Source organism: Brachybacterium squillarum M-6-3, from assembly GCF_000225825.1.
GTDB classification, from domain to species: Bacteria; Actinomycetota; Actinomycetes; order Actinomycetales; family Dermabacteraceae; genus Brachybacterium; species Brachybacterium squillarum.
In genome coordinates this window covers 276717-288486 of the sequence record NZ_AGBX01000006.1, presented here as the reverse complement: position 1 = coordinate 288486, position 11770 = coordinate 276717, and the positions used below count along the sequence as shown (strand labels likewise).

Annotated in this window: 9 protein-coding genes; all 9 read right to left on the bottom strand. The window is 73.4% G+C overall.

Features of this window, described 5'->3' with window-relative positions; genetic code table 11:
* Positions 1 to 86: 86 nt before the first annotated feature.
* The 9 genes from nagB to pth all read right to left on the bottom strand — a co-directional run bounded on the left by nagB (position 87) and on the right by pth (position 11743).
* Positions 87 to 863, bottom strand: a complete 777-nt coding sequence (gene nagB / locus OM98_RS09140) for a glucosamine-6-phosphate deaminase (RefSeq protein ID WP_010534319.1) — start codon at positions 861 to 863, stop codon at positions 87 to 89.
* A 242-nt stretch (positions 864 to 1105) separates the two neighbouring features.
* A complete protein-coding gene (locus tag OM98_RS09135) occupies positions 1106 to 2482 on the bottom strand; it encodes an NAD(P)/FAD-dependent oxidoreductase (RefSeq protein WP_010534318.1) in 1377 nt (458 codons plus the stop codon).
* 104 nt (positions 2483 to 2586) lie between these two features.
* Positions 2587 to 3552, bottom strand: a complete 966-nt coding sequence (locus OM98_RS09130; protein WP_010534317.1) for a Ppx/GppA phosphatase family protein — start codon at positions 3550 to 3552, stop codon at positions 2587 to 2589.
* The gene (locus OM98_RS09125) at positions 3549 to 4148 is read right to left on the bottom strand and encodes a DUF501 domain-containing protein (protein WP_010534316.1); all 600 of its coding nucleotides are present in this window, start codon (positions 4146 to 4148) and stop codon (positions 3549 to 3551) included. The genes OM98_RS09130 and OM98_RS09125 overlap by 4 nt, the downstream gene beginning before the upstream one ends.
* Positions 4145 to 4864 carry an FtsB family cell division protein gene (locus OM98_RS09120; protein ID WP_010534315.1) on the bottom strand — a complete coding sequence of 240 codons (720 nt, stop codon included), beginning with the start codon at positions 4862 to 4864 and terminating at the stop codon, positions 4145 to 4147. Before OM98_RS09120 ends, OM98_RS09125 begins: the two co-directional genes overlap by 4 nt.
* Before the next feature lie 17 nt (positions 4865 to 4881).
* Complete coding sequence (gene eno / locus OM98_RS09115) at positions 4882 to 6165, bottom strand: phosphopyruvate hydratase (protein ID WP_010534314.1); 1284 nt, start codon at positions 6163 to 6165, stop codon at positions 4882 to 4884.
* A gap of 657 nt (positions 6166 to 6822) precedes the next feature.
* Positions 6823 to 7560 (bottom strand): MazG nucleotide pyrophosphohydrolase domain-containing protein, encoded by a 738-nt coding sequence (locus OM98_RS09110; protein ID WP_050812658.1) that lies wholly within the window; start codon positions 7558 to 7560, stop codon positions 6823 to 6825.
* Positions 7557 to 11132 carry a transcription-repair coupling factor gene (gene mfd, locus OM98_RS09105; protein ID WP_010534312.1) on the bottom strand — a complete coding sequence of 1192 codons (3576 nt, stop codon included), beginning with the start codon at positions 11130 to 11132 and terminating at the stop codon, positions 7557 to 7559. Before mfd ends, OM98_RS09110 begins: the two co-directional genes overlap by 4 nt.
* Positions 11129 to 11743 (bottom strand): aminoacyl-tRNA hydrolase, encoded by a 615-nt coding sequence (pth, locus tag OM98_RS09100; protein WP_010534311.1) that lies wholly within the window; start codon positions 11741 to 11743, stop codon positions 11129 to 11131. The genes mfd and pth overlap by 4 nt, the downstream gene beginning before the upstream one ends.
* Positions 11744 to 11770: the final 27 nt, after the last annotated feature.

The window sequence follows — 11770 nt, the reverse complement described above, 5'->3', positions numbered from 1 at the left end:
TCCCCGCACGAGGCCGGACCGTGACCGTCATCGCTCCGAGGCCGGGACGGGGCCGGTTCACGGGAGCGGCCACCGCCTCCCGACGGTCAGTCGGCAAGCACCTGCTGCGCGGCGCGGTAGTCCTCGGCGAGCTCGAGCCGGGAAGCGGCGGCCTCGTCCACCACGACGGTCACGGCGGGGTGCAGCTGCAGGCAGCTCGCGGGCCAGCGGGCGCTCACGGCGCCCTCGATCATCGCCGCGACGGCCGCGGCCTTGCGCTCCCCGGTGGCGGTGAGCACGATCCGGCGGGCCTCGCGCACGGTGCCGAGCCCCTGGGTGAGGACGGTGCGGGGGACCTCGGAGGCATCCGCGAAGAAGCGGGCGTTGGCCTCGATGGTGGCGCGGGTCAGGGCCGCGTGGCGGGTGCGGGAGGACAGCGAGCTGCCGGGCTCGTTGAAGGCGATGTGGCCGTTGGTGCCGATGCCCAGCACCTGCAGGTCGATGCCGCCGGCCGCTGCGATGGCGGCGTCGTAGCGGGCGGCCTCCGCGCTCGGGTCGGCAGCGGTCCCGTCCGGAGAGAGCACGGCGGCGTCGGGGATGTCGACGTCGGCGGTGAAGTGCTCGCGGATGAAACGGTGGTAGCTCTGGGCGTCGGCGGGGCCGAGGCCGACGTACTCGTCCAGCAGGAAGGCGCGGCCGGCCGCGAAGGAGAGGCCCTCCTCGCGGTGGCGGCGGATCAGCTCGGCGTAGGCCAGCACCGGGGAGGAGCCGGTGGCCAGGCCGAGGGTCGCGCCCTGCTCCCCCGCCCCGCGGACGACCCGCTCGAAGCGGTCGGCCACCACGCGGGCTCCGGCCTCGGCATCCGGCACGATCACGATCTCCACGGCGTCTCCTCCGCTGCGGCCCCGTCCGCTCCGCACCACCCTGGATATCGTGTGCGCGTTTGCGACGGAACATCGACTGAACTGCTCATGTTCAGGCACAGCATACGGGGTGCGGGCGGCGGATGCCATGCCCTGGCGTGTGATCCACCCGGGATCGGCCCCGCACGACGCAGGGCCCCGGACCAGGAGGTCCGGGGCCCTGCGGGCGGTGGGCGCGAGCTCAGCGGCTCACGCCGTCGCGGTCACTTCTTCTTGGGTCCGGAGTTCGCTGCCAGCTCGAAGGCGGCGCGCGGGTCCCCGCTCTGCGGGATGCCGATGATGTCGCGGCGCGAGACCAGGTTGGAGACCCAGTCGGCGATGACGGCGACCTTCCGGCCCACGGTCGGCATCGCGTACACGTGGTAGGCGCGAGCGGCGGCCCAGGCGGGGAGGCCGCGCACGTCGACCTCCTTGTCGCCCAGCATCAGGCGGGCGACGCCCTTGTACATGCCGAGGGTCGCCATCACGCCGAGGTTCTTGTGGTAGTAGTCCACCAGCGGGCGGCCCTGCACGGCGCGGGCCAGGTTGTCGGCGATCCGCTTGCCCTGACGCACGGCGTGCTGGGCGTTGGGCGGGCAGAACTTGCCCTCGCCGGAGGCCAGGTCCGGCACCGCGGCGCAGTCGCCCGCGGCGAAGACGTTGTCGATCGGGCCCTCGGCGCCGTTCACGCGCAGGTCCGCGAGCACGTCGAGCTTGCCCATCAGCGGGCCGCGCTCGGTGACGACGGGCAGGTCCGAGTTCTCCTCGTCCATCAGCAGCGGGTTCGGCTTCACGCCGGCGTTCCACACCAGCAGGTCCGTCTCGAACTCGTCCCCGTCGCTGGTCTTGATCAGACCGTTCTCCGCGGAGTTCAGGAAGGTCTCGAGCTTGACCTCGATGCCCCGCTCGCGCAGCTGGTTCAGCACGTAGGCGCGCTGCTCCTCGGTGAGCTCGGGGAACACGAAGGGCGCGGCGTCGATCAGCACGAAGCGCACGTCGGAGGCGTGCAGGTCGGGGTAGTAGCGCAGCGCGTCGCGCACCATGTCCTCGGCCTCGGCGATCGCCTCGCCGCCGGCGAAGCCGCCGCCGATGAAGGTGAAGGTGAGCAGGCGCTTGCGGACCTTCGGATCCTTGGTGGTGGCCGCCTCGGCGAGGTTCGCGAGGATCCGATCGCGCACGGCGATGGCCTCCTCGACCCACTTGAAGCCGATGGCGTTCTCCGCCAGGCCCGGGATCGGCAGCAGGCGGGGCACGGAGCCCAGGCCCACGACGAGGTAGTCGTAGGCGATCTCGATCTGGGAGTCGTCCTCGGTGGTGACGACGACGGTGTTGTCCTCGCTGCGGATCGCGGAGACGGAACCGGTGACGACCTTGGTGCCGGTCAGCGCCTTGCGCAGGGGCGCGAGGACGTTGCGGGGATCGATGTTGCCGGCGCCGACCTCGGGGAGGAAGGGCTGGTAGGTCATGTAGGGCCGCGGGTCGACGACCGTGATCGCCACCTCCGAGCCGAGGGTCTTGCGCAGCTCGGACGCGGTGGTGAGGCCGACCGCGCCGCCGCCGAGGATCAGGACATGGGGCTTGCCGCCGAAGGTGGTGTTCATGGGGCCAGGGTAGGTCGGTCCCGGCCCGACCGCCAAAACCTGTGCACCCTGCGGACGAGGGAGAGCCAGGTCACAGCACCCCGTCCCGGGCAGGCAACGGGACCTCAGTCCCGGTCTGCGCGGGCCTCGGCGCGGTCCAGCACGTCCAGGGCGAGGCCGTCGAGGATGTCGTGCTCGCTGGTGCGGGCGCGGTCGATCCCGGCGGCCTCCCCCACCCGACGCAGGATGGTTGCCCAGATCAGGGCTCCCGCGCCGATCACGTCGATGCGGCCGGGATGGATGATGCCCAGCGCCGCGCGCTCCTCGCGGCTCATCGCCAGCAGACGCTCGCAGGTGCCGATGGCGTGCGCGAGGGAGAGGTCCGCGCCGTGGGTCACGTCCGGGCGGTAGGCGGTCAGACCCTCCGCGACGGCGGTGACGGTGGTCACGGTGCCGGCCACGCCGATCATCGCCTCCGCCTCGGGGATCGGCAGCCGCGCGAAGGCCTCCTCCAGCATCGCGTCGATGTCGGCGGTCGCCTCCGCGATCTCCTCCGCGGTGGGCGGGTCGGAGTGCAGATGGCGCTCGGTCAGCCGCACGGAGCCGATGTCCATGCTGATGCGGGCGGTGGGCTCCTCGGTGCCGATCACGAGCTCGGTGGAGCCGCCTCCGATGTCGGCCACCAGGCGCGGACCGGCAGGGAGCCCGTCCAGGGTGCTCACGGCGCCGCGGAAGGACAGCGCCGCCTCCTCCTCCCCGCTGATCACCTCGGGGGTGACGCCGAGGATCTGCTGGATGCCCGCGATGAACTCGTCGCGGTTGGCGGCATCGCGGGTGGCGGAGGTGGCCGCGAAGCGCAGCTCGGTGACGCCGTGCCGCGCGATGAGCTCGGCGTAGCGGCGGGCCGCGTCGAGGGTGCGCTCGATGGCGGCGGGGTCGAAGCGGCCGGTGCGGTCCACGCCGTAGCCCAGCCGCACCATCTCCAGCTCCCGCTCGAGGTCCACCATCGCCCCGGTGTCCGGGTCGCGACGGGCGATGAGCAGACGGATGGAGTTGGTGCCGCAGTCGATGGCGGCGACGGTCGGGCTCATCGGGTCTCCCCCACGGTGTCGGTGGCGTCCTCGGCGCAGCGGCACACCAGCTCCGGGGCGGCGCCCGGGATGGTGGCCAGCACCTCATCGGCCACGGGGTTGATGCCGGGGCCCTCGGCGAGGGCCTGGCCGGCGAGGGCGTGCAGGCACTTCACGCGGCTGGGCATGCCGCCGGCGCTGACGTGGTCCACCTCGGCGGCGGTGCCGAGCTCCTCGCGGCGGGCGATGTAGCGCTCGTGGGCGCTCCGGTAGGCGGCGGCCAGTTCCTCGTCATCGTCCAGGCGCGCGGTCAGCTCGGCCATCGTGCCGGTGGCCTCGATGCGGGAGATGTCCAGCGTCAGCCAGGGCAGCGTCAGGTACAGCGAGGTCGGGAAGGGGGTGCCGTCCTCGAGGCGGGGCCGGGTGCGCACCACGGCCGGGCGGCCGCAGCCGCAGCGCCGGGCGATGGAGACGACGCCGCGCATGTCGCGGCCGAGCTGCTCGCGCATCACAGCGAGGTCCTCCGCCGTCGCGGGGCTCTCGAAGGGCAGCGGAGGCAGGGGGGATCCGGGGGCGCCGGCGGTCCGAGGGTCGTCGGCGGCGGGGGTGGTGGTCACTCGGCGGTGTCCTCGTCGGTCTCGGGGGCGTCGGTGGTGATCTCCTCGACCGGGTCCTCCTCGCCCTCGTCCTCCGGGGAGTCGGCACCGGTCTCGTCCGGGATGTCCTCGGCGGTGAGCTGGCTGGAGGCCTCCACGCTCGACCACAGGGTCGCGAACCACTCGCCCTCGGCGGCGGCCTCCGCGGCCTGCTGCTCCTCGGTGAGGGGCACCTCCTGGCCGGAGGTGTCGGTGAGGCGGTACTGGGTCTCCCCCGGCATCGCGAACAGCAGGCGCTCACGGGCCTGGGCGGCCACGAAGGCCGGGTCCTCCCAGCGGTCCACCTGCTCCTGCAGGGCCTCGACGTCGGCCTCCTGCTGGGCGACCTCCTCGCGCAGCGCGGCGAGCTGCTGGCGCTGGGCGACGTAGGAGTTCACGGTCGGGACCAGGGCGGCGAGCGCCACCACGACCAGGGAGACCAGCACCAGGGTGCGGCGGGTGAGGGTGATCCCCGGGCCGTCGGAGCCGGGCTGCCGGGCGCCGGCGCTGCGGGGCCGGGCGGCCGCGGCGGGGCCGCGCGAGGAGGCCCCGGAGCGCGAGGAGCTCCCACGCGAGGAGGGGCCGCTGGAGCGGCTGGAGGTGCCGCGGGCGGTGGGTCGCGCCGCGGGGCGTCGGCCCCCGGACGCAGCAACCGGGCGCCTCGCTGATCGCGGGGCGCCCGGTCGCTTGGAGGTCATGCCCGAAGGCTACCGCCTCAGGCCGAGAAGCGCGGGAAGGCCGACGCGCCGGCGTACACCGCCGCCTCGTCCAGCTCCTCCTCGATGCGCAGCAGCTGGTTGTACTTGTTCACGCGCTCGCCGCGGGCGGGGGCGCCCGACTTGATCTGGCCGCAGTTGGTGGCGACGGCCAGGTCGGCGATGGTGGTGTCCTCGGTCTCACCGGAGCGGTGGGACATCATGGCCTTGAAGCCGGCCCGGTGGGCGAGCTCCACGGCGTCGAGGGTCTCGGTCAGGGAGCCGATCTGGTTCACCTTCACCAGCAGCGCGTTGCCGGCGCCCTCGGCGATGCCGCGGCCCAGACGGGTCGGGTTGGTGACGAACAGGTCGTCGCCGACCAGCTGGACCTTGTCGCCGAGCTGGGTGGTGATGGTCTCCCAGCCGCTCCAGTCGTCCTCGTCCAGCGGGTCCTCGATGGAGACCAGCGGGTAGGCGTCCACGAGCTCCGCGTAGTAGGCGCTCATCTCCTCGGAGGACTTCTTGGCGCCCTCGAAGGTGTAGGCGCCGTCCTCGAAGAACTCGGAGGCGGCGACGTCCAGGGCGAGGGCGACGTCCTTGCCCGGGGTGTAGCCGGCCTTCTCGATGGCCTCGACGATGAGGTCCAGGGCCTCGCGGTTGGAGTCCAGGTTGGGGGCGAAGCCGCCCTCATCGCCCAGCCCGGTGTTCAGGCCGCGCTCCTTGAGCACGGACTTCAGCTGGTGGTACACCTCGGCGCCCATGCGCACGGCCTCACGGAAGGAGTCCGCGCCGATCGGGGCGATCATGAACTCCTGGATGTCGACGTTGGAGTCCGCGTGGGAGCCGCCGTTGAGGATGTTCATCATGGGCACGGGCAGCACGTGGGCGTTGGGGCCGCCGACGTACTGGTAGAGGGGGACCCCGGCGGAGTCCGCGGCGGCCTTGGCCACCGCGAGGGAGACGCCGAGGATGGCGTTGGCGCCCACGGATCCCTTGTTCTCGGTGCCGTCGAGCGCGATCATCGCGGCATCGAGGGCTCGCTGCTCCTGCACGTCCAGGCCCACGACCGCCGGGCCGAGGTCGTCGATGACGGCCGCGACGGCCTGCTCGACACCCTTGCCCAGGTAACGGCCCTTGTCCCCGTCACGTCGCTCGACGGCCTCGAAGGCGCCGGTCGAGGCGCCCGAGGGAACCTCGGCGCGCGCGAAGGTGCCGTCGTCCAGCAGCACCTCCACCTCGACGGTGGGGTTGCCGCGGGAGTCCAGGATCTCGCGGGCGTGGACGGCATCGATCAGAGCTGCCATGTGCTGTTCCTTCCATCGAATGACGATCATCATGGCCGGTCGGCGCTGACCGTCCGCGGACAGTCTAGGCGCTGCGGGCGGCGTCCGCGCAGGGACGGGTGTCCCGTGGGGAGCGGGCCGATCCGCGCCACGCCGACGCCACCTGCGGCGCCCGGGACGCCGGAGATGACGGAACAACGGATGTGGGTGTGCAGCGACCGCTCCTGAGGCGCTGGCTGCACACCCACGTCCCTTTCTCAGCGCGTGCCCGGGGTGGATCCGGCGGGGCGGCGCGAGGTGGCGAAGGCGGGAGCGGGGTGGCGGCGGCTGGAAGGGGGCGGCGGTGGCGGGTACGGGGCGTGCGCTCCCGCTGCCTCGACCGCACACCGACCCTCCCGGGGTGCGTCACGCCCATGCTGGATGGAGGGGCGCTATCCGACACAGACGTGGTGGGCCCCAGCCACCGCGGGGGCCAGGTGTGTGGGGCGCGGGAGCGGTGGGCTCGGGGGCAGAGAGGTGGGCGCGGGGTAGCGGGGCTGGGCCGCGGGCGTCTGGGCCGGAGGCGGTGGGCCGATCGCGGGTGGGCCGAGCTGTGGGCAGCGGGCTCGGCGCTGAGACCTGGCGTCAGGTGCACCCTCGTCGCGTATATGGCGATGGTGGTGCACCTGACGCCAGGTCTCAGCGCGGGGCGAGGGGGCCGAGGCGGGTGAGGAGGGAGCGCAGGGCGGACTCGGGGTCCACGTCCTGCGCCTCGGCCGCGACCACGAGGTCCAGCAGCGCCCGTCCCAGTTCGTCCGGGTCGGGAGCGGCAGCACGGTCGGCGGCGGCGAGGAGCTGGTCGAGCTGACCGGCGGAGCGGGCGCGATGGACCATCTTCGCGGCGCGCTGCAGAGCGGGCAGCCGGGCCGGGATGCCCGCGGACCAGGGATCGGAGGGATCCTGCTCTGCTGCGGCAGCCGCCGCCGTCTCCGCCTTCTCCGCGGCCTTCACGGCGTGCCACTGGGCGATGATCTCCTCCACGTCGCCGGGGTCGGCGAGCGCGGCGTCCCGCTCGGGCCCGAAGACGTGGGGGTTGCGACGCTCCATCTTCGCCACGAAGGAGCGGGCGACCGTGTCCACGTCCCAGGCCGGGTCCTCCTCCTCGCCGAGGCGGGCATGGAAGAGGATCTGGAACAGCAGGTCGCCCAATTCGTCGGCGAGCGCGCCGGGGCCGTGGGCGGCGGGGTCCTCGATCACCTCGAGCACCTCGTGGGTCTCCTCCAGCAGGTAGCGGGCCAGGGACGCGTGGGTCTGGGTGTGGGTCCAGGCGTCCCCGTCCGGCGCCCGCAGCGCCTCCATCACCGCGACCGCGCGCAGCAGCTCCTGCCCACGAGGCGGGGCGGCATCGGGGCGGGGGTCGGCTGCGGGCTCGCTCACGCCTGGGAGGCTACCGGCGCGGAGGCGGGCACGAGGACCCCGATCACCTCACGGGCCCAGGCCAGCAGCTCCTGGTCGCGCAGCTCGGTGCCGCCGAAGCGGGAGGTGGTGGGCCGCGGCACCAGCACCTGGCGCAGCGCCGGCTTCAGCATCGTGCCCGGGTACAGGCGCTTCATCCGCATGGCCACCGAGTCGGCCGGCTCCAGGTGGGCGAAGCGGATCATCTTGCCCTGCGCCTGGATCTCGTCGATCCCGGCGGCACGGGCGGCGATACGGAAGGCGGCCACGTCCAGCAGCAGCTGCACCGGAGCGGGAGGCTCGCCGTAGCGATCGGTGAGCTCGGCGCGGATCTGCGCGATCTCGTCCTCGCTGCGCACCGCCGAGAGCTTGGAGTAGGCCTCCAGCCGCAGCCGCTCGGAGCCGATGTAGTCGTGGGGCAGGTGGGCGTCCACCGGCAGCTCCACCCGGATCTCCTTCTCGGGCGCGGTGGACTCGCCGCGGAAGGCCGCCACGGCCTCCCCCACCATCCGCACGTACAGGTCGAAGCCCACCCCGGCGATGTGGCCGGACTGCTCGCCGCCCAGCAGGTTGCCGGCGCCACGGATCTCCAGGTCCTTCATCGCCACCTGCATGCCGGCGCCCAGGTCCGTGTTGGTGGCCAGGGTGGTGAGCCGGTCGTGCGCGGTCTCGGTGAGCGGCTTCGTGGCGTTGTACAGGAAGTAGGCGTAGGCGCGCTCGCTGGAACGGCCCACCCGGCCGCGCAGCTGGTGCAGCTGGGAGAGGCCGAACTTGTCGGCGTTCTCCACGATGAGGGTGTTGGCGTTGGCGATGTCCAGGCCGGTCTCGACGATGGTGGTGCACACCAGCACGTCGAACTCCCGCTCCCAGAAGTCCACGATGACCCGCTCCAGCTGGGCCTCGTTCATCTTGCCGTGGGCGACGGCCACGCGCGCGTCGGGCACCAGCTCCCGCAGGTGCGCGGCGACCCGGTCGATGTCCTCCACCCGGTTGTGGATGTAGAACACCTGGCCCTCGCGCAGCAGCTCGCGGCGGATGGCGGCCGTGACCTGCTTGTCCTCCTGGGCGCCGACGTACGTGAGCACGGGGTGGCGCTCCTCCGGAGGGGTGGCCAGGATCGACATCTCGCGGATGCCGGTGACGGCCATCTCCAGGGTGCGCGGGATCGGCGTGGCGGACATGGCCAGCACGTCCACGTCGGTGCGCAGGGCCTTGAGGGTCTCCTTGTGCTCGACGCCGAAGCGCTGCTCCTCGTCGACGATCAGCAGGCCCAGGTCCTTGAAGCGCACCTGCCCGGTGAGGAGGCGATGGGTGCCGATGACGACGTCGACCTCGCCGGTGCGCAGCCCCTCGACGGTGCGCTCGGAGTCCGCGGCGGGCTGGAAGCGCGACAGGCCCCGCACGGTGACGGGGAAGCCGGTGTAGCGCTCGGTGAAGGTGTCCAGGTGCTGCTGGGCCAGCAGCGTCGTGGGGGCGAGCACCGCCACCTGCTTGCCGTCCTGCACGGCCTTGAAGGCGGCGCGCACGGCGACCTCGGTCTTGCCGTAGCCGACGTCGCCGAGGATCAGCCGGTCCATCGGGACGGTTTTCTCCATGTCGGCCTTGACGTCGTCCAGGGTGGAGAGCTGGTCGGGGGTCTCGACGAACTCGAAGGCGTCCTCGAGCTCCCGCTGCCAGGGGGTGTCGGGGCCGAAGGCGTGGCCGGGGGCGGACTGCCGGGCGGAGTACAGCCGCACCAGCTCGTCGGCGATCTCGCGGATCGCCTTGCGGGCGCGGGACTTGGTCTTGGCCCAGTCCGCCCCACCCATCCGGTTCACGGCGGGCTCCTCGCCGCCGACGTACTTGGTGACCTGGTCGAGCTGGTCGGAGGGCACGTAGAGGCGGTCGCCGGGCTGGCCGCGCTTGGAGGCGGCGTACTCGATGACGAGGTACTCGCGGGTGGTGGCCTTGGCGCCGGTGCCGACGGTGCGACTGGTCATCTCCACGAAACGGCCGACGCCGTGGTGGGCGTGGACGACGTGGTCGCCGGGGCTGAGCTGCAGCGGGTCCACGACATTGCGGCGGCGGGAGGGCATCTTGCGCTCCTCGCCGCGGCGGGCGCCGGACTTGCCGGTGAGGTCCCGCTCGGAGACCAGCACCAGCTTGGCCTCCTCGTCGATGAGGCCCTCGGGGAAGGGGCCGACGGTGACGACGGCCTCCCCCGGCTCGACGGGCCCCTCGAGCTGGGCGGCGAAGACGGCGGGCAGGCCCTCGGCGCTCAGGTTCTCGGCGGCGTGGCGGGCGCTGCCGGAGCCGGTCATGGTGGCCACCACGGACCAGCCGTCACGGCGGCGCTGCTCGAGGTCGCGGGCGGCCTCGGCGGGGCGACCGGAGTAGCCGGGGTGGGTGCGGGCGGAGGTGCTCAGGTCCACGTCGGCGTCCAGGCCGAAGGCGGCCAGGGTGAACCAGGGGCGGCCGCCCTCGCGGGCGTGGCCCTTGGCCTCGTCCAGTGGCACGAAGCTGGCGGCGCCGACGTCGATGGGCAGGCCCCCGCCGGCGGCGGCGGAGGACCAGGCCGCGGCGAGGAACTCGTCGGTGGTGGCCACCAGCTCCTCGGCGCGGGCCCGCACCCGCTCGGGGTCCAACAGCAGGAAGCGGGTGCCGGAGGGGAGCACGTCGGCGACCTGCTCCATGCGCTCCACCAGCACCGGGGAGAGGGACTCCATGCCGTCCACGGCGATGCCGGCGGCGATGCGGCGCAGCATCTCGTCGACACCGGGCAGCTGCTCGGCCATCTCCCCGGCGCGGCGGCGCACGTCCTCGGTCAGCAGGATCTCGCGGCAGGGCGGGGCGTCCAGGCCGTGCGGGGCCGGGTCGAGGGAGCGCTGGTCGGCGACGGAGAAGTAGCGCACGTCGTCGATCTCGTCGCCGAAGAGGTCCACGCGCAGCGGGTGCGGCTCGGTGGGCGGGAAGACGTCGAGGATGCCGCCGCGGACGGCGAACTCGCCGCGCCGCTCGACCATGTCCACGCGGGCGTAGGCCGCGTCGACGAGGTCCCGCTCGAGGTCCTCCAGCGGGTAGGTGTCGCCGACGGCGGCGCGCACGGGCACCAGGTCGCCGAGGCCGGCGGCGATCGGCTGCAGCAGGGAGCGCACGGGCATCAGCAGCACGTGCACGCCCTGCTCGGACTCGGGGTGGGCGATGCGGCGCAGGGTGGCCAGGCGGCGGGCGACGGTGTCCGCACGCGGGGAGAGCCGCTCGTGGGGCAGGGTCTCCCAGGCGGGCAGCTCGGCCAGGTGCTCGGTGCCGACCAGCGCGGAGAGCGCGGCGCGGGCGTCCTCGGCGGCGCGGGTGGTGGGGGTGATGACCACCAGTGGCTGCTCGGGGGTGGCGCGGCGGGCCAGGTCGGCCATCGCGAAGGGGAACAGGCCGGTCGCGGCGACGATGCTGCCGCCCTCGCCGGTCTCGGCGCCCTCGGCGACCAGGGCGCGGATGCGCTCCAGGTCGGAGGTGCGGGAGACCTGCTCGAGCAGCGGCGCGAGCGGGGCGGCAGGGGTCTGGGAGGGGGTGCTCATCGGGCGTCCTTCGCGTGAAAGCGCTGCTGGGCGGCGAGCAGGCCCTCGAGGACCAGCTGCTCCACCGCGTCGGCGGCGTCGGAGACGAGCAGGTCCAGGGAGCGGCGCTCGGTGGTGGTGAAGGGGGCCAGCACGTGGTCGGCGGTGTCGCGCTGGCCTGGGGGACGGCCGACGCCGACCCGCACCCGCAGGTAGTCCTTGGTGCCGAGCGCCTTCGTGATGTCGCGCAGGCCGTTGTGGCCGCCCTCGCCGCCGCCGCGCTTGACGCGGATCGTGTCGAAGGGGATGTCGACCTCGTCGTGCACGACGACGATCCGCTCCGGAGGGATGTCGTAGTAGGAGGCGAGGGCCTTCACGGGACCGCCGGAGGTGTTCATGTAGGTGGTCGGCTCGGCGAGGACCACGCGCTCGTCGGCGCCGGGCAGACCGAGGCGGCCCTCGACGACGACGGCCTGGGCGCGGCGGGCCGCGGAGAAGCGGGCGCCGGCGGCGGAGGCGATGTGGTCCAGCACCATCTGGCCGACGTTGTGCCGGGTGGCGGCGTACTTCGGGCCGGGGTTGCCGAGGCCCACCACCAGGTGGGTGCCGGGGGTGCGATCGATGCTGGTCACGGGCTGCTCCTCGGCGAACGGGGGGAC